At 35.0% G+C, this 16,699-nt stretch carries 23 protein-coding genes; 2 read left to right on the top strand and 21 right to left on the bottom strand.

Annotation, left to right across the window (positions count from 1 at the left end):
- Window positions 1-2 precede the first annotated feature (2 nt).
- The 21 genes from rplR to rpsL form a co-directional block, all read right to left on the bottom strand.
- Window positions 3-353 carry a 50S ribosomal protein L18 gene (rplR, locus tag HNP35_RS17690; RefSeq protein ID WP_035650451.1) on the bottom strand — a complete coding sequence of 117 codons (351 nt, stop codon included), beginning with the start codon at window positions 351-353 and terminating at the stop codon, window positions 3-5.
- A gap of 11 nt (window positions 354-364) precedes the next feature.
- The gene (gene rplF / locus HNP35_RS17685; RefSeq protein WP_184165585.1) at window positions 365-907 is read right to left on the bottom strand and encodes a 50S ribosomal protein L6; all 543 of its coding nucleotides are present in this window, start codon (window positions 905-907) and stop codon (window positions 365-367) included.
- A gap of 18 nt (window positions 908-925) precedes the next feature.
- On the bottom strand, window positions 926-1,324 hold the full coding sequence (gene rpsH / locus HNP35_RS17680; RefSeq protein ID WP_008464306.1) for a 30S ribosomal protein S8: 399 nt from the start codon (window positions 1,322-1,324) through the stop codon (window positions 926-928).
- A gap of 105 nt (window positions 1,325-1,429) precedes the next feature.
- Window positions 1,430-1,699 (bottom strand): 30S ribosomal protein S14, encoded by a 270-nt coding sequence (rpsN, locus tag HNP35_RS17675; RefSeq protein WP_008464305.1) that lies wholly within the window; start codon window positions 1,697-1,699, stop codon window positions 1,430-1,432.
- A gap of 3 nt (window positions 1,700-1,702) precedes the next feature.
- Window positions 1,703-2,254, bottom strand: a complete 552-nt coding sequence (gene rplE, locus HNP35_RS17670; protein ID WP_012022484.1) for a 50S ribosomal protein L5 — start codon at window positions 2,252-2,254, stop codon at window positions 1,703-1,705.
- Between the two features lie 2 nt (window positions 2,255-2,256).
- A complete protein-coding gene (gene rplX, locus HNP35_RS17665) occupies window positions 2,257-2,571 on the bottom strand; it encodes a 50S ribosomal protein L24 (protein ID WP_008464300.1) in 315 nt (104 codons plus the stop codon).
- Between the two features lie 11 nt (window positions 2,572-2,582).
- Entirely contained in the window at window positions 2,583-2,951 is a 369-nt protein-coding gene (gene rplN / locus HNP35_RS17660; RefSeq protein ID WP_007803649.1) for a 50S ribosomal protein L14, read from the bottom strand.
- 2 nt (window positions 2,952-2,953) lie between these two features.
- Entirely contained in the window at window positions 2,954-3,214 is a 261-nt protein-coding gene (gene rpsQ / locus HNP35_RS17655; protein ID WP_012022485.1) for a 30S ribosomal protein S17, read from the bottom strand.
- A 17-nt stretch (window positions 3,215-3,231) separates the two neighbouring features.
- On the bottom strand, window positions 3,232-3,423 hold the full coding sequence (gene rpmC / locus HNP35_RS17650) for a 50S ribosomal protein L29 (RefSeq protein WP_008464297.1): 192 nt from the start codon (window positions 3,421-3,423) through the stop codon (window positions 3,232-3,234).
- A 12-nt stretch (window positions 3,424-3,435) separates the two neighbouring features.
- Entirely contained in the window at window positions 3,436-3,861 is a 426-nt protein-coding gene (gene rplP, locus HNP35_RS17645; RefSeq protein ID WP_017495016.1) for a 50S ribosomal protein L16, read from the bottom strand.
- A gap of 19 nt (window positions 3,862-3,880) precedes the next feature.
- A complete protein-coding gene (gene rpsC, locus HNP35_RS17640) occupies window positions 3,881-4,639 on the bottom strand; it encodes a 30S ribosomal protein S3 (RefSeq protein ID WP_008464292.1) in 759 nt (252 codons plus the stop codon).
- A gap of 5 nt (window positions 4,640-4,644) precedes the next feature.
- Window positions 4,645-5,058, bottom strand: coding sequence for a 50S ribosomal protein L22 (rplV, locus tag HNP35_RS17635; RefSeq protein ID WP_007803631.1), 414 nt, complete (start codon window positions 5,056-5,058; stop codon window positions 4,645-4,647).
- An 8-nt stretch (window positions 5,059-5,066) separates the two neighbouring features.
- Entirely contained in the window at window positions 5,067-5,345 is a 279-nt protein-coding gene (gene rpsS, locus HNP35_RS17630) for a 30S ribosomal protein S19 (protein ID WP_008464288.1), read from the bottom strand.
- Window positions 5,346-5,351: 6 nt separating this feature from the next.
- Complete coding sequence (gene rplB, locus HNP35_RS17625) at window positions 5,352-6,176, bottom strand: 50S ribosomal protein L2 (protein ID WP_008464287.1); 825 nt, start codon at window positions 6,174-6,176, stop codon at window positions 5,352-5,354.
- Window positions 6,177-6,185: 9 nt separating this feature from the next.
- Window positions 6,186-6,476, bottom strand: a complete 291-nt coding sequence (rplW, locus tag HNP35_RS17620; protein WP_184165588.1) for a 50S ribosomal protein L23 — start codon at window positions 6,474-6,476, stop codon at window positions 6,186-6,188.
- Window positions 6,477-6,483: 7 nt separating this feature from the next.
- The gene (rplD, locus tag HNP35_RS17615) at window positions 6,484-7,113 is read right to left on the bottom strand and encodes a 50S ribosomal protein L4 (protein WP_132989111.1); all 630 of its coding nucleotides are present in this window, start codon (window positions 7,111-7,113) and stop codon (window positions 6,484-6,486) included.
- Window positions 7,113-7,730: a 50S ribosomal protein L3 gene (gene rplC, locus HNP35_RS17610; protein ID WP_184165591.1), complete on the bottom strand. Its 618-nt coding sequence runs from the start codon at window positions 7,728-7,730 to the stop codon at window positions 7,113-7,115. The genes rplD and rplC overlap by 1 nt, the downstream gene beginning before the upstream one ends.
- Window positions 7,731-8,136: 406 nt before the next feature.
- Window positions 8,137-8,442, bottom strand: coding sequence for a 30S ribosomal protein S10 (gene rpsJ / locus HNP35_RS17605; RefSeq protein WP_007803605.1), 306 nt, complete (start codon window positions 8,440-8,442; stop codon window positions 8,137-8,139).
- Between the two features lie 10 nt (window positions 8,443-8,452).
- The gene (gene fusA / locus HNP35_RS17600) at window positions 8,453-10,609 is read right to left on the bottom strand and encodes an elongation factor G (protein ID WP_184165594.1); all 2,157 of its coding nucleotides are present in this window, start codon (window positions 10,607-10,609) and stop codon (window positions 8,453-8,455) included.
- An 11-nt stretch (window positions 10,610-10,620) separates the two neighbouring features.
- The gene (gene rpsG, locus HNP35_RS17595) at window positions 10,621-11,097 is read right to left on the bottom strand and encodes a 30S ribosomal protein S7 (protein ID WP_026727879.1); all 477 of its coding nucleotides are present in this window, start codon (window positions 11,095-11,097) and stop codon (window positions 10,621-10,623) included.
- A gap of 24 nt (window positions 11,098-11,121) precedes the next feature.
- Complete coding sequence (gene rpsL / locus HNP35_RS17590; protein WP_007136570.1) at window positions 11,122-11,505, bottom strand: 30S ribosomal protein S12; 384 nt, start codon at window positions 11,503-11,505, stop codon at window positions 11,122-11,124.
- 176 nt (window positions 11,506-11,681) lie between these two features.
- Between rpsL and HNP35_RS17585 the strand changes: the two genes are divergently transcribed.
- Together HNP35_RS17585 and HNP35_RS17580 are read left to right on the top strand one after the other, a co-directional pair.
- Complete coding sequence (locus HNP35_RS17585) at window positions 11,682-13,382, top strand: hypothetical protein (RefSeq protein ID WP_246453580.1); 1,701 nt, start codon at window positions 11,682-11,684, stop codon at window positions 13,380-13,382.
- 85 nt (window positions 13,383-13,467) lie between these two features.
- The gene (locus HNP35_RS17580) at window positions 13,468-16,695 is read left to right on the top strand and encodes a SusC/RagA family TonB-linked outer membrane protein (protein ID WP_184165597.1); all 3,228 of its coding nucleotides are present in this window, start codon (window positions 13,468-13,470) and stop codon (window positions 16,693-16,695) included.
- The last annotated feature ends 4 nt before the right edge of the window (window positions 16,696-16,699 follow it).

Genomic DNA, 16,699 nt, shown 5'->3' with positions numbered 1-16,699 from the left:
TATTAGAATTTAAGTCCAGCGGCTCTTGCGCCTTCTGCTAATGATTTAATACGACCGTGATATAAATATCCACCTCTGTCAAAAGTGATGGTATCGATCCCAGCTTTTAACGCTTTCTCTGCAACTAATTTCCCAACAGCAGCAGCTACTTCAACGTTAGTACCTTTTCCTATTTCTTTTTCTCTCGAAGATGCAGCTAATATAGTAACTCCATTTACATCATCAATGATTTGAGCGTAAATTTCTTTATTACTTCTAAACACAGATAATCTTGGTCTTGCAGCAGAACCACTAACCGATTTTCTAATTCTGAATTTAATTCTCTGTCTTCTTTCAGATTTTGTTAATGACATAATCTTATATTTTAAGCTGATTTACCTGCTTTTCTTCTTAATACTTCACCCACAAATTTAACACCTTTTCCTTTATATGGTTCTGGCTTACGGAAACCTCTGATTTTCGCAGCAACTTGACCTAAAAGTTGTTTATCAAATGATGTTAATTTTACGATTGGGTTCTTACCTTTTTCAGATATTGTTTCTAAAGATACTTCTGGAGCAATTTCTAAAACAATATTGTGAGAATATCCAAGAGCTAAATCTAACTTTTGACCTTGGTTTGAAGCTCTATAACCAACTCCAACTAATTCTAGTTCTTTTGTGAAACCTTCAGAAACACCAACAACCATATTACTGATCAAAGATCTGTATAATCCGTGTTTTGCTCTATGGTCTTTATGATCAGATGATCTTTCTACTGAAACTTGATCACCTTCAACAGTTACATTTACGTCCGAAAACTCCTGAACTAGTTGACCTCTTTTTCCTTTTACTGTAATAATACCGTCTTTAACTTCTACAGTTACACCAGCAGGGATTACAATTGGGCTTTTACCTATTCTTGACATCTTTTCTAGTGTTTAAAATTAGTATACGTAACAAATTACTTCACCACCTACATTTAATTGCTTAGCTTGTTTTCCTGTCATCAAACCTTTTGATGTAGAAACAATAGCAATTCCTAATCCGTTAAGGATTCTTGGTAATTTGGCAGCACCTGCGTACTTACGTAAACCAGGTTTACTAATTCTTTGGATATCTTTAATTACAGGCTCTTTAGTATCTTTATCATACTTCAAAGCAATTTTGATAGAACCTTGTACAGTATTCTGCTCAAATTTGTAACTTAAGATGTAACCTTGATCAAATAAGATCTTAGTTATCTCTTTTTTAAGATTAGATGCTGGAATTTCAACAACTTTGTGGTTTGCAGCCACAGCGTTACGAACTCTAGTCAAATAATCTGCAATAGGATCTGTATACATATGTATTTGATTGCGATTATGGTTTTCGGGAAACACCCGTTTCCCGAACCTTTAATCAATTAAAAATTATTTTTTGGTTTGCAAAAGTAATAACTTATTGCGAGATTACCAAGAAGCCTTTTTAACTCCTGGAATTAACCCATTATTAGCCATTTCACGGAAAGTTACACGAGAGATTCCGAATTGACGGATATAACCTCTTGGTCTTCCAGTTAATTTGCAACGATTGTGTAAACGAACAGGTGAAGCATTTTTTGGTAATCTTTGTAAACCTTCGTAGTCTCCAGCTTCTAATAAAGCTTTTCTCTTCTCAGCATACTTAGCTACCGTTTTCTCTCTTTTCACCTCGCGGGCTTTCATTGATTCTTTAGCCATGTCTTAATTCTTTTTAAAAGGTAATCCTAATTCAGCCAATAATGACTTTGCTTCCTTGTCTGTTTTTGCAGTAGTAACAAATGTAATATCCATTCCTGAAATTTTGTTTACTTTGTCAATATCAATTTCTGGGAAAATGATTTGCTCTAAAACTCCAAGATTGTAGTTACCTCTTCCGTCGAAACCAGTAGCTTTAATACCACCGAAATCTCTAACACGTGGTAAAGCAGAAGTAATAAGTCTATCTAAAAACTCATACATTCTTTCTCCACGTAAAGTAACTTTTGCTCCAATAGGCATTCCTTTTCTCAATTTGAAAGACGCAACGTCTTTCTTAGAGATTGTAGAAACTGCTTTTTGTCCAGTGATCTTTGTTAACTCATCAACAGCATAGTCAATAAGTTTTTTATCAGATACAGCTGCACCAACTCCACGGCTCAAAACGATTTTTTCAAGTTTAGGAACTTGCATTACGTTTGTATATCCGAACTCTTCTTTAAGAGCAGAGATTACTCTACTCTTATATTCTTCTTTTAGTCTAGGTGTATATGCCATTACTATAGTACTTGATTAGATTTTTTTGAAAATCTTACTTTCTTATCTCCTTCTACTCTAATACCTACTCTAGTTGTTTCCTTAGTTTTAGGATCAATTAAAGCAATGTTAGAAATTTGAATAGAAGCCTCTTTCTTAACGATACCACCTTGAGGGTTTTTAGCACTTGGTTTAGTGTGTTTTGAAACCAAGTTTACACCTTCAACTATCGCTTTATTTTTCTCACGGTAAACACGTAAAACTTTACCTTCAGCACCTTTATGGTCTCCAGCAATAACTCTTACGATATCTCCTGATTTTATTTTTAGCTTTATCATCTTAAAACGAATTAAAGCACTTCTGGTGCTAATGATACAATTTTCATGAATTGTTTTTCACGAAGTTCTCTTGCTACCGGACCAAAAACACGAGTTCCTCTCATTTCCCCTGCAGCATTCAAAAGAACACATGCATTGTCATCGAAACGGATATAAGAACCATCAGCTCTTCTCACTTCTTTTTTAGTACGTACAACAACTGCAGTTGAAACAGCTCCTTTTTTCACGTTTCCGTTTGGAGTTGCATCTTTGATAGAAACTACAATTTTGTCACCAACAGAGGCATATCTTCTTTTAGTACCTCCTAAAACACGAATAGTTAAAACTTCTTTAGCTCCCGTGTTATCTGCTACTTTTAGTCTTGATTCTTGTTGTACCATAATTATTTAGCTCTTTCTAAGATTTCAACTAATCTCCAACATTTTGTTTTACTTAAAGGACGCGTTTCGCTAATTCTTACAGTATCTCCAATGTTACAGTCGTTTGTTTCGTCGTGTGCAACATATTTCTTAGTTTTCAACACGAACTTACCGTATAATGGGTGTTTTACTTTTCTTACCTCTGAAATAACGATAGATTTATCCATCTTATTTGAAGTAACAACACCTATTCTTTCTTTTCTTAAATTTCTTTTTTCTTCCATCTTTCAGCAGAATACAATTATTGTAACTCTCTTTTAGTTAACTCTGTAGCTAATCTTGCAACTGTTCTTCTAACGCTTCTAATTTGAAGCGGGTTAGCAATTGGAGAAATAGCGTGAGCCATTTTTAGGTCAGCATATACTTTCTTAGTTTGACTAAGTTTTTCTTGCAACTCCGCTGCAGAAAGATCTTTTATTTCTGATTGTTTCATAATAAATATAAATTATGCTTCGAAATCTCTAGCAACGACGAACTTAGTTTTTACTGGAAGTTTTTGAGCTGCAAGACGTAAAGCCTCTTTTGCAACTGACAATGGAACTCCTCCAACTTCAAACATAATTCTTCCTGGTTTAACAACAGCAGCCCAATACTCAACTGCTCCTTTACCTTTACCCATACGTACTTCAAGAGGTTTCTTAGTGATAGGTTTGTCTGGGAAAATTTTAATCCACAATTGTCCTTCTCTCTTCATGTAACGAGTTGCAGCAATACGTGCAGCTTCGATTTGACGAGACGTTAAGAACATTCCATCTTCATGTACAGATTTAATACCAAACATTCCATTTGAAAGTTCGTGCCCTCTTTGAGAGTTACCTTTCATTTTACCTTTTTGTACCTTACGGTATTTTGTTCTTTTAGGCTGTAACATTTTTCTTTAGTTTAAAAATTTACTTTCTTTTACGAGCATCTGGTTTACCGCCTTTGTTAAAGTTAGATTTGCCTCTAGGAGCATCTCCACCTTTTCCACCACCTGTACCAGATTGTTTTTTGTCCATTCCAGCAAGCGGAGAAAGCTCTCTCTTACCGTAAACTTCACCTTTCATGATCCATACTTTGATACCCATTCTACCGTAAGTAGTGTGAGCTTCAGCCAAAGCATAATCAATGTCAGCTCTGAAAGTTGATAGAGGAATTCTACCTTCTTTGAAACCTTCCGAACGTGCCATCTCAGCTCCATTCAAACGACCAGAAATCAAAACTTTGATACCTTCAGCGTTCATACGCATAGAAGCAGCAATAGCCATTTTGATTGCACGTCTGTAAGAAATACGGCTTTCGATTTGACGAGCGATGCTTGTCGCCACAAGATAAGCATCTAACTCAGGTCTTTTAATTTCAAAGATGTTAATTTGAACCTCTTTGTCAGTAACTTTCTTAAGTTCTTCTTTTAACTTGTCTACCTCTTGCCCACCTTTTCCGATAATGATACCAGGTCTAGCAGTAGTGATAGTAACGGTTACAAGCTTCAAAGTTCTCTCGATGATTACTTTAGATACACTAGCTTTTGATAAACGAGCGTGGATATACTTTCTGATTTTGTGATCTTCAGCTAATTTATCGCCGTAATCATTTCCACCATACCAGTTTGAGTCCCATCCTCTGATGATACCAAGTCTATTTCCAATTGGATTTGTCTTTTGTCCCATGCTGCTTAAGAATTGCTTTGTGTGTTATTGATAGCTCCAAGCACGATTGTTACGTGATTAGAACGTTTTCTTATTCTGTGTGCACGACCTTGTGGAGCTGGACGAAGTCTTTTTAACATCATTCCACCATCTACTCTGATCTCTTTAACAAATAATCCAGCCTCTTCTAAATTACCTTCACTATTTTTTTGCTCCCAGTTGTTGATTGCAGATAATAATAGTTTTTCTAATTTTCTTGAAGCTTCTTTAGAACTGAATCTTAAAATGTTAAGTGCTCTTTCTACCTTCTGACCTCTTACCAAGTCCGCTACTAAGCGCATTTTTCTAGGTGAAGTAGGGCAGTTATTCAATTTTGCGAAAGCGATAGACTTATTAGCCTCTTTTCTCGCATCTGCTGTTTCTCTTTTACGAACTCCCATTGCTTCTTTTATTTTTTACCTTTATTTTTTGCTCCAGCATGACCTCTAAAAGATCTAGTTGGCGAAAATTCTCCTAATTTGTGACCTACCATGTTTTCTGTTACGTAAACTGGTACAAATTGACGACCGTTATGAACTGCGATAGTTTGTCCAACGAAATCTGGAGTAATCATTGAAGCTCTAGACCAAGTCTTAACAACTGCATTTTTACCACTTTCTACGTTTTCTTGAACTTTCTTGTCTAATTTATAATGAACGAAAGGTCCTTTTTTTAATGAACGTGCCATATCTTATTATTTCTTTCTACGTTCTACGATATACTTGTTACTCGGGTTTTTCTTAGAACGAGTTCTGTAACCTTTAGCTGGCAATCCGTTTCTTGAACGTGGGTGCCCTCCAGAAGAACGTCCTTCACCACCTCCCATAGGGTGATCAACTGGGTTCATCGCTACTGGTCTAGTTCTAGGTCTTCTACCTAACCATCTTGTTCTACCTGCTTTTCCAGATACAACTAATTGGTGGTCAGAGTTAGAAACAGCTCCAATTGTAGCCGAACAAGTTAGCAAGATTAATCTTGTCTCACCAGATGGCATTTTAATTGTTGCATATTTCCCGTCTCTTGCCATTAACTGAGCAAAAGTTCCAGCTGAACGAGCAATAACAGCTCCTTGTCCTGGACGTAACTCAATACAAGATATAACAGTTCCAAGAGGAATTCTGCTTAAAGGTAAAGTATTACCAATCTCTGGCTGAGATTCTGGTCCAGAAACTAATTTCTGACCAACTTTCAATCCATTTTGAGCGATAATATAAGTTTTCTCTCCATCAGCATAAGCTAATAAAGCGATAAACGCAGTACGATTTGGATCGTATTCGATTGATTTCACTGTAGCTGGAATTCCATCTTTAGTTCTTTTGAAATCAATAATACGATATCTCTGCTTGTGACCACCACCCGTATAACGCATGGTCATCTTTCCTTGACTATTTCTACCTCCTGAGTTTTTTATCGGCGCTATCAAAGAGCGTTCCGGCTTATCAGTTGTAATAGCGTCATAACCATTCACAACTCTAAATCGCTGACCCGGGGTAATAGGTTTTAATTTTCTTACTGACATTTTTCTATCTTAGATATTGTTGTAAAAATCAATTGTTTCTCCTTCTTGTACTTGAACAATTGCTTTTTTGTAAGCATTTGTCTTTCCACTGATTAAACCACTTTTAGTGTATTTTGTAGATCTATCTGGTCTCACATTCATTGTGTTAACAGCAACAATAGTTACTCCATAAGCAGCCTCAACAGCTTTCTTAATTTCAACTTTGTTTGCTTTTTTGTTAACAACGAATCCGAAGCGGTTTAGAACTTCACTTTCTTTGGTTACTTTTTCCGTTACTATAGGTCTGATAATGATGCTCATATTCCTATTATTTACTTAAATTTTCTTCAATTAACTCTAAAGAACCTTCCAAAAGCACTAAATTATTAGCGTTTAATATTGCGTAAGTGCTTAATTCTGAGCTAGTTACGACATTAGAAGCCTTTAAATTGCGTGACGACAAATATACATTTTTATTTGACTCACCCAACACGAATAGAGATTTTTTATTTTCTAACCCTAAAGCTTTCAAAACGTTAATGAAATTTTTAGTGTTTGGCACTTCAAAATTAAAGTCTTCAAGAACTACAATGTTTGACTCTTTTGCTTTAATTGAGAAAGCTGATTTTCTAGCCAATCTTTTCAAGTTTTTATTCAATTTGAATGAATAACTTCTTGGTCTTGGTCCGAAAACTGTTCCTCCACCTTTAAACAAAGGATTCTTAACACTTCCTGCACGAGCAGTACCAGTTCCTTTTTGTTTTTTAATCTTACGAGTACTTCCAGTTACTTCAGCTCTTTCTTTAGCTTTATGAGTACCCTGTCTTTGATTAGCAAGATATTGCTTAACATCAAGATATACTGCGTGATTGTTTGGTTCAATTGCGAATACTGAATCAGAAAGTTGAACTTTTCTTCCAGTATCTTTTCCGTTGAAATCTAATACTTTTACTTCCATTACTTCTGAATGATTACATAAGAGTTTTTGTGCCCAGGAATACATCCTTTAACAACAAGTAGATTCTTTTCAGCAACTACTTTTAAAACTCTAAGGTTTTGAATTTTCACATTTTCTCCTCCCATTCTTCCAGCCATACGCATTCCTTTGAATACTCTAGATGGATAAGAAGAAGCTCCCACAGAACCTGGCGCTCTTAAACGGTTGTGCTGACCATGAGTAGCTTGTCCAACTCCACCAAAACCGTGACGTTTAACAACACCTTGGAAACCTTTACCTTTAGACACACCTTGTACATCTACAAATTCTCCTTCTTCAAAAATAGTAACATCAATAAGATCTCCTAATTTTTGTTCAGTTGCGAAATCTTGGAATTCAACGACTTTTTTCTTAGCAACAGTTCCAGCTTTTTTAAAGTGACCTAAAGCCGCTTTAGTAGAATGTTTCTCGTTTTTGTCATCGAAACCAAGTTGCAACGCTTCATACCCGTCAACCTCGTTGGTTCTGACTTGGGTAACAACACATGGACCAGCTTCGATTACTGTACAAGGAATGTTTTTCCCGTTTTCGTCAAAAATACTAGTCATGCCGATTTTCTTACCAATTAACCCAGACATAAATATTAATTATTAATTACTAAAATTCCCTTCAATTTGAAAATAACAGAAATTTCCAAACAGGGAGTGCAAAAGTAGATATTAAAATTGAATAAAACAAACGGTTACAAAAATTAAATCGCTCATTATCAAAATCCAAGCTCAAAACATGCAGTAAAAACAATTTGAACCATTCTACTTTTCAAAAGTATTTTTCGAATTGCCAAACAATTTTAAGACAACAATTAATTAACAAAATCACAACAAAAAGCATTGTCACCACCTTAAAACAAAGGCTTTTACATAAAAACAACAAATACTTTCAAGCATCAAAAAACCACATTTACCACAATTAAAATTTTCCCATAAGCACAAAAAAAAGCGAGACATTTCTGACTCGCTTTTTATATAAAAAAATATAATAAAATTATACTTTTATCTCTACTTCAACACCACTTGGCAATTCAAGTTTCATTAAAGCATCAATAGTTTTAGATGAAGATGAATAAATATCAATCAATCTCTTGTATGACATTACTTCAAATTGCTCTCTCGCTTTTTTGTTAACGTGCGGAGAACGTAATACAGTGAAAAGTTTTTTGTGAGTTGGCAACGGAATTGGACCTGTTACAACTGCTCCAGTAGTTTTTACTGTTTTTACGATCTTTTCAGCAGATTTATCTACCAACATGTGATCGTAAGATTTTAGTTTTATTCTGATTTTTTGACTCATTTTCTTAAAATTAAGCGTTACCTTTTGCTTTTTTGATTACCTCTTCTGAAATATTAGAAGGTGTTTCTGCATAGTGAGAGAACTCCATTGTTGAAGTAGCTCTACCAGAAGATAATGTTCTTAATGTAGTTACATAACCAAACATTTCTGATAAAGGCACATCAGCTTTGATAGTCTTAGCACCATTTCTATCACCCATGTCATTAACTTGACCTCTACGACGGTTCAAGTCACCAACGATATCACCCATGTTTTCTTCAGGAGTAATAACTTCGATTTTCATGATTGGCTCAAGAATAACAGCCCCAGCAGCACGTCCAGATTCTTTATAACCCATTCTAGCAGCTAATTCAAAAGAAAGAGCATCAGAATCCACAGGGTGGAAAGATCCGTCTAATAAAGTTACTTTTAAGCTATCAACAGCGTATCCAGCTAATGGACCTGTTTTCATAGCCTCACGGAAACCTTTTTCAACAGCAGGGATATATTCTTTAGGAACGTTACCACCTTTTACCTCATTAACAAACTGTAATCCTACAGGAACTTTACCATCAACTTCATCAGCAGGCTCGATTCTAAATACGATATCACCGAATTTACCACGACCTCCAGATTGTTTCTTGTAAGTTTCTCTATGTTGAGCAGATTTAGTAAACGCCTCTTTGTACTCTACTTGTGGCTCACCTTGATTAACCTCTACTTTAAACTCACGTTTCATACGATCAACTAAGATATCTAAGTGAAGCTCACCCATACCAGAAATAATAGTTTGACCTGAAGCTTCGTCAGTTCTTACAGTAAACGTTGGATCTTCTTCAGCTAATTTAGCTAAAGCCATACCCATTTTATCAACGTCAGCTTTAGTTTTAGGCTCGATAGCAATACCAATTACAGGCTCTGGGAATTTCATAGACTCCAAGATAATCGGATTCTTTTCATCACAAAGTGTATCTCCAGTTTTGATATCTTTAAATCCTACAGCAGCTCCAATATCTCCAGCCTCAATAAATTCGATTGGATTTTGTTTGTTAGCGTGCATTTGGTAAATACGAGAAATTCTCTCTTTGTTACCAGAACGAGTATTTAAAACATAAGAACCAGCATCTAAACGTCCAGAGTAAGCACGGAAGAAAGCTAAACGACCTACGAATGGGTCAGTAGCAATTTTAAATGCCAAAGCCGCGAAAGGCTCTTTTACATCTGGGCGACGTAAGATTTTAGTTTGATCTTCTTCTAATAATTCAGCATCGTCAGGGTGAATTCCTTCAATACCTTCTTTATCTAATGGAGATGGTAAATACTTACAAACAGCATCTAACATAAATTGAACTCCTTTATTTTTGAAAGAAGAACCAGCAAGCATAGGAATGATTGCCATATCAATAGTAGCAGCTCTTAATGCATTGTTGATTTCATCCTCTGTAATAGAGTTTTCATCTTCCATGTATTTATCCAAAAGATTTTCATCATAAGTTGCAATCTCTTCGATAAGAATAGAACGGTAGTGTTTTACATCATCAACCATATCAGCTGGGATATCAACGATATCAAAAGTAGCTCCTTGAGTTTCATCATGCCATACGATAGCTTGATTTTTCACTAAGTCAACAATACCTTTAAAATCTGCTTCATCACCAATAGGCAAAGTAATTGCAACCGCATTTGATTTCAACATATCTTTAACCTGTCCGCATACAGCTAAAAAGTTAGCACCTTGACGGTCCATTTTGTTTACGAATCCCATACGAGGAACTCTATATTGATCAGCAAGTCTCCAGTTAGTTTCTGATTGAGGCTCAACACCATCAACAGCACTAAACAAGAAAACTAAACCATCAAGTACACGTAAAGAACGGTTTACCTCTACAGTAAAGTCAACGTGTCCAGGAGTATCAATAATATTAAAGTGGTAAGGCAATGATTCTGGAAGAACTTTACCTTGCTCTGTTGGAAAATTCCAAGTACAAGTCGTAGCCGCAGAAGTAATTGTAATACCTCTTTCTTGCTCTTGTGCCATCCAGTCCATTGTTGCAGCACCATCGTGTACCTCACCAATTTTGTGTGATTTTCCAGTGTAAAAAAGAATACGCTCAGTTGTTGTTGTTTTACCAGCATCAATGTGAGCAGCGATCCCGATATTTCTTGTATATTTTAAATCTCTAGCCATTTCTTTACGAATTAAAATCTAAAGTGAGAGAATGCTTTATTAGCTTCTGCCATTTTGTGAGTATCCATTCTTTTCTTAACTGCAGCACCTTCTTCTTTAGCCGCAGCTAAACACTCAGAAGCTAAACGCTGTGCCATAGATTTTTCATTTCTTCTTCTTGAATAAAGTATTAACCACTTCATTGCCATAGAAATTTTTCTGTCTGGACGAATTTGCATTGGGATTTGGAATGTAGCTCCACCAACTCTACGGCTACGTACTTCTACGTGAGGCATAACGTTTGTTAAAGCATCTTTCCAGATCTCTAATGAAGTTTTCTCATCATTTTGCTTTTTAGTTTCAATGATATCAATAGCATCATAAAATACTTTAAAAGCTGTAGATTTCTTACCATCCCACATTAAGTTGTTCACAAAACGTGTTACTAATTGGTCATTAAACCTTGGATCCGGTAAAAGTGGTCTTTTCTTTGCCGCTCTTTTTCTCATGTCTTTTTCTTAAAAGTTTTTAAATTACTTTTTTGCTTCTTTTGGGCGTTTAGCACCGTACTTAGATCTTCTTTGCGTTCTTCCTGCAACACCTGACGTATCAAGAGCTCCACGAACGATATGATATCTAACACCTGGTAAATCTTTTACCCTTCCACCTCGCACTAATACTATCGAGTGCTCTTGTAGATTGTGTCCTTCTCCTGGGATGTAAGCATTCACCTCATTACCATTTGTCAAACGTACACGCGCAACTTTACGCATTGCAGAGTTTGGTTTTTTTGGTGTAGTAGTGTAAACACGCGTACAAACCCCTCTTCTTTGAGGACAAGAATCTAAAGCAACCGATTTACTCTTCTTAGTGATCTGAGTTCTTCCTGTTCTTACTAATTGTTGAATTGTTGGCATAATTAATACTAAAAATTATTATGTTTATTAAATTCCCGCTTTTTACGGGGTTGCAAATGTATAAAATATTTTTCACTATACAAACGTTAAATCATTAATTTTCAATAACATTATTTATATGTATGATTTCACAAAGAAACATATGATATTTGCTTAACATTTAATAAACAAACCAATTGCAAGCAAAACAATTACTATATATTCTTTTTTTTCTGCTAGGCTCAAAATGTTTTAGCCAATCTTTCTATCTAACTATTAGAGGAATAAATGAAAAGCAAAATCAAACTATAGATTCTGTAACTTATAATAAAACGCATCAAAATTTAAAATCTCTTACAAACGAGATTGCTTTAGCTTCTGAAAAACTTGCAAAACTGGGCTATCTAGACGTCATCACAACAGAAAATCGCAAAATTAACGACAGTTCTTTTACCGCTATTTTAGACCTAAAAAACAGAATAAAAACTATACATATATATATAGGTACAAATAATATATTTTTTGACTACAAAAAAACTTCAAAAGACAGCATAATTATTCCGTATTCGGATCTAGAAAATCTATTAAATCGTGAAATTCAAAACAAGGAAAAAAACGGTTTTGCATTTTCGAAAATAAAATTGACAAACATCAAAAGAAGAAACTCAATAATTTATGCGGACTTATTTTTGGATTCCGAAAAAAAACGAACCTTAAATTCAATTATCCTAAATTACAACAACTCGAAAGATTTTTTTCCAAAAGGAGCTTTACGACAATTAAACAAGAAATATTTAAACAAGACATTCAACCAAGAAGTGATCAAAAATTTATACAATGATATGAATAGTTTTGATTTTATTTCGCAGACAAAATATCCTGAAATATTATTCACAACAGACTCCACAAAAGCTTATACTTATATCGAAAAAAGGAAGGCAAATACTTTCGACGGCTACATTGGATTCTCAAATGATGAAAACAAGAAACTCAACTTAAACGGATACGTTGACATTTCATTAATCAACACATTACGTGCTGGCGAAAAATTTTCTCTTTATTGGAAAAGCGATGGCAATCAACAAAAAACTTTCAATACTAAAATTGAGATTCCGTATTTATTTCAATCTCCTATTGGAATAAAAGCACAATTAAACATTTTCAAACAAGACAGTACTTTTCAAAACACAAAAACGGACATCAATTTAGGATATTATTTAAATTACAACTCTAAACTGTATCTGGGATACCAATCCACAGAATCAAGCGATATTCAAAACACAAACAATTCGACCATAAGCGATTTCAATAACGCATATATAACTACAACTTACGATTTTCAGAAAAGTGATTTTGAAAACCCGATCTTTTTCAACAAAGCTTTTATTGCAGCTTCGTTTGGTCTCGGAAACAGAACTACAAATAACTCCATTGAAACTGCTGGCAAAAGCAATCAATTTTTTACAAATGTGAATTTGAAGTACAATTTTGAATTAAACTCTAAAAATTTCATTAACATAAATTCACAGAATTTTTTGTTAAAGAGCAAAAACTACATTTCTAACGAACTATTTCGATTTGGAGGAATGAATTCGATAAGAGGATTTTTAGAAAATAGCCTTCAAGCTAACTTTGCAGCGATGCTTTTGACAGAATATCGCCACTTAATATCCCCAAGTCTCTATATTAACTCAATTTTAGACTATTCCCTCTATCAAGACCAAACTAGCATTTCAAATAAAAATCAGATTAAAAAATTATTAGGATTGGGTATTGGCGCCACAATTCAGACATCAAGCGGAATTTTACGAATAAATCTCAGTAATGGCGCGGAAAGAGCGTCGGATTTACAATTTTATAACACTATAGTAAACATATGTTATAATGTTAAATTTTAGCATAAATTAAAAAAAGATTAAAAGAACATTAGGATAGTTAACAAATAATTAAGAGTTTTACCGCACTAATTCAAAATATTTAAAAATGAAACTAAAGTTCAATGGATTCCTAGTGCTTTTATTAGCATTAGTGGCGCAATTAACATTTGCGCAAGAAAGAGCTGTCTCGGGAACAGTTTCTGATAATGCAGGAATGCCTCTACCTGGTGTTAGTGTATTAATCAAAGGAACAAAAACGGGAACGCAAACAGATTTTGATGGAAAGTTTTCCATTAAAGCAACAACAAGCCAAGTTTTGGTTTTTAGCTACATCGGGATGAAAACTCAAGAAGTAGCTGCAAGTTCTTCTGTTATTAACATTAAATTAGCTGGAGACGCACAAGAACTTGAAGGAGTTGTTGTAACTACGGCCTTAGGGGTAAAAAGAGAGAAAAAATCTTTAGGATATTCTTCTCAATTAGTGACAGCTGATCAAGTAAACAGCAGTCCAACAAACAATTTCCTAAACAACTTATCTGGAAAAGTTGCTGGTTTGGAAATTAAAACAAACTCTAACTTTGGAGGTTCTACAAACATTGTATTAAGAGGTGTAAAAAGTATTACTGGAAACAACCAAGCACTTATCGTTATTGATGGTGTGGCTGTAAGTAATGCTAACTTAAATGATAGCGATTCGCAAAACGGAAGACAAGGATTTGACTTTGGTAATGCTGCTTCAGATATTGACCCAAACAACATTGAATCTATCAACGTACTTAAGGGAGCTGCAGCGACAGCTTTATATGGTAGCCAGGCTTCTAATGGAGCGATTATGATTACTACTAAAAAAGGTAAAAAGAATACTGCTTTAGGAGTTAGCTTCAGTTCAACAGTTTCTATTGGTGCTATTGACAAATCTACAATGCCAACTTACCAAAACCAATATGGTGAAGGATACGGAGGAGAAGACAGTAGTTACAATGCTCCAGTTTTCGGAAATCCTGATGGACTTGTTGCTTCAACAGGAGATGATGCTTCTTACGGTAACGCTTTTGATCCTAACATCATGGTCTACAACTGGAATGCATTTGTATTAGGAAATCCAAACTACGGAAAAGCAACTCCATGGGTAGCTGCTAAACACACTCCGGTAGACTTCTTCCAAAAATCAACTGCATACACTAACAACATTAACTTTAGTGGCGGTGATGAAAAAGGAGCTTACAATTTAGGTTTCACAAACATTAACAACACAGGAGTTTTACCAAACAGTTTACTAAACAAAAACAGTTTAAATGGTAACTTCTCAAGAGACTTATCTGATAAATTAACTTCAACAGCATTCTTTACATTTACTAATCAGAATACTACTGGTAGAAATAACACTGGATACGGAGATAACTTTATTGGAGGTTTCAGACAATGGTGGGCTACAAACGTAGACATCAAAGAACTTGAGCAAGAATACAACAGAACACACCAGAACGTTACTTGGAACATGACTGATCCAACAAACGGAAACCTTGCCCCAGCATTCTGGAACAACCCGTATTTTGACAGATACCAAAACTTCGAACAAGATTCAAGAACAAGATTCTTAGCTGGTACAAGTTTATCATACGACATTACTAAAGACTTCACAGTTTTAGGTCGTGCAACAATTGATTACTCTAACGATCAGCAAGAATTAAGAAAAGCTGTTGGAAGCCACGCTGAAACTTTCGGTATTAGTGGTGCTAATGACGGATCAGGATACTCTTTATACAAAAGAGATTTCATGCAACAAACTTATGACGTAATTGCTACCTACAACTTCAAATTATCTGATAAAATTGGAGCAAAAGCATTAGCAGGATACACTTTCTTAAGATCTGACGCATATTCTATCCAAGCTTCTACAACTGGAGGTTTAGCAAAAGAAGGTTTATACAGCTTAGACAACTCTAACGTATTCTTACCTGCAAAAGAATCTCAAGTTACTTACGAAAAATCAGGTTTATACGGACAATTATCTTTAGATTACAACAAAACTGTATTTGTTGAAGGATCTTACAGATTAGACAAAAGTACTGCTTTACCAGAAGAAGAAAACAGCTATAGCTACTACTCTATTGGTTCAAGTTTAATTTTCTCAGAATTAGCAAAAGCAGACTGGTTAAATTTAGGAAAAGTTAGAATTAACTATGCACAAGTAGGTAATGACCCTGCAGCAGGTAGATTAGGTGCAAAAGTTAACAACTACGGTTTAGACGGAAATCCGTTATTCGGAAACAGTAACACTTATTTAGATTTTGCAAACTTAAAACCTGAGGTTCAAAAAGCTTGGGAAGCTGGTTTGGAGATGGCAATGTTCAGAAACAGATTGAACTTTGACTTATCTTTATACAAAACAAATACTGAAAACCAAATTTTCAACGTACCACAATCAACTTCAACTGGTGTAAACTATGCTACAGTTAATGCTGGAGAAATTGAAAACAAAGGTATCGAGCTTGCTTTATCTGGAAAAGTTATCAAAACTGAAAACTTTAGCTGGGATCTTGGAGTTAACTGGTCTACAAACAAAAACACTGTAGTTTCATTAAACCAAGGTAGAGATAACTTATTATTAGCTACTTTCCAAGGTGGTGCTTCTCTTAACGCAACTGTTGGAGAATCTTACGGAACATTAAGAGGTAAAGATTACACTTACGATGCTAACGGAAACAGAATTGTTGACGAAGACGGTTATTACGTTTTAGCTTCAAATAAAGTTATTGGTAATACGCAAGCAAAATGGATTGGTGGTGTATCAAACAGATTAACATACAAAAATGTTTCTTTCAATTTCTTAATTGACGTGAAAAAAGGTGGAGACATCTTCTCTCTTGACCAAGCTTACGGTAGAGAAACAGGTATTTACGATTTAGGATTAAACGATTTAGGAAACTCTGTTAGAAACCCACTTACAGGTGGTGCAGATAGCGGTGGAGTTATTCTTCCTGGAGTACACGAAGATGGTACACCAAATACAACAAGAATTGATGCATCTACTTCTGGAGGTACTGCATTTAGTTCTGACACTAATCCAACAAAAGCTTCTGTTTATGATGGATCTTTTGTAAAACTAAGAGAACTTGGATTAACGTACAATGTACCATCTAGAATCTTAGACAAAATGAGCATTAAAGGTATGTCATTTAGTGTGATTGGAAACAACCTTTGGATCATCCACAAAAACCTTCCTTATGCAGATCCTGAAGCAGGATCATCAGCAGGAAACATTCAAGGATTCCAATCAGGAGTTATGCCAGCTACAAAAGTATACTCGTTTAATGTAAAACTTAACTTCTAAACAA

Source organism: Flavobacterium notoginsengisoli (genome assembly GCF_014207905.1).
Classification (GTDB): Bacteria; Bacteroidota; Bacteroidia; order Flavobacteriales; family Flavobacteriaceae; genus Flavobacterium; species Flavobacterium notoginsengisoli_A.
The sequence above is the reverse complement of the archived record's forward strand: the minus strand, read 5'-3'. Positions and strand labels throughout refer to the sequence as shown.

Bases quoted from the DNA above. Each gene is read 5' to 3' on its own strand.
- rpsG (WP_026727879.1), bottom strand. From the start codon at position 11,097: ATGAGAAAAAGAGCGGCAAAGAAAAGACCACTTTTACCGGATCCAAGG.
- rpsL (WP_007136570.1), bottom strand. From the start codon at position 11,505: ATGCCAACAATTCAACAATTAGTAAGAACAGGAAGAACTCAGATCACT.
- rplC (WP_184165591.1), bottom strand. From the start codon at position 7,730: ATGTCTGGGTTAATTGGTAAGAAAATCGGCATGACTAGTATTTTTGAC.
- rpsH (WP_008464306.1), bottom strand. From the start codon at position 1,324: ATGTATACAGATCCTATTGCAGATTATTTGACTAGAGTTCGTAACGCT.
- rplR (WP_035650451.1), bottom strand. From the start codon at position 353: ATGTCATTAACAAAATCTGAAAGAAGACAGAGAATTAAATTCAGAATT.
- fusA (WP_184165594.1), bottom strand. From the start codon at position 10,609: ATGGCTAGAGATTTAAAATATACAAGAAATATCGGGATCGCTGCTCAC.
- rplB (WP_008464287.1), bottom strand. From the start codon at position 6,176: ATGTCAGTAAGAAAATTAAAACCTATTACCCCGGGTCAGCGATTTAGA.
- rpsN (WP_008464305.1), bottom strand. From the start codon at position 1,699: ATGGCTAAAGAATCAATGAAAGCCCGCGAGGTGAAAAGAGAGAAAACG.
- rplW (WP_184165588.1), bottom strand. From the start codon at position 6,476: ATGAGCATCATTATCAGACCTATAGTAACGGAAAAAGTAACCAAAGAA.
- rpsC (WP_008464292.1), bottom strand. From the start codon at position 4,639: ATGGGACAAAAGACAAATCCAATTGGAAATAGACTTGGTATCATCAGA.
- rpsQ (WP_012022485.1), bottom strand. From the start codon at position 3,214: ATGGAAGAAAAAAGAAATTTAAGAAAAGAAAGAATAGGTGTTGTTACT.
- rplX (WP_008464300.1), bottom strand. From the start codon at position 2,571: ATGATAAAGCTAAAAATAAAATCAGGAGATATCGTAAGAGTTATTGCT.
- rpsS (WP_008464288.1), bottom strand. From the start codon at position 5,345: ATGGCACGTTCATTAAAAAAAGGACCTTTCGTTCATTATAAATTAGAC.
- rplD (WP_132989111.1), bottom strand. From the start codon at position 7,113: ATGGAAGTAAAAGTATTAGATTTCAACGGAAAAGATACTGGAAGAAAA.
- rpsJ (WP_007803605.1), bottom strand. From the start codon at position 8,442: ATGAGTCAAAAAATCAGAATAAAACTAAAATCTTACGATCACATGTTG.
- rpmC (WP_008464297.1), bottom strand. From the start codon at position 3,423: ATGAAACAATCAGAAATAAAAGATCTTTCTGCAGCGGAGTTGCAAGAA.
- rplN (WP_007803649.1), bottom strand. From the start codon at position 2,951: ATGGTACAACAAGAATCAAGACTAAAAGTAGCAGATAACACGGGAGCT.
- rplV (WP_007803631.1), bottom strand. From the start codon at position 5,058: ATGGGAGTTCGTAAAAGAGAAACAGCAGATGCGAGAAAAGAGGCTAAT.
- rplP (WP_017495016.1), bottom strand. From the start codon at position 3,861: ATGTTACAGCCTAAAAGAACAAAATACCGTAAGGTACAAAAAGGTAAA.
- rplF (WP_184165585.1), bottom strand. From the start codon at position 907: ATGTCAAGAATAGGTAAAAGCCCAATTGTAATCCCTGCTGGTGTAACT.
- rplE (WP_012022484.1), bottom strand. From the start codon at position 2,254: ATGGCATATACACCTAGACTAAAAGAAGAATATAAGAGTAGAGTAATC.
- HNP35_RS17580 (WP_184165597.1), top strand. From the start codon at position 13,468: ATGAAACTAAAGTTCAATGGATTCCTAGTGCTTTTATTAGCATTAGTG.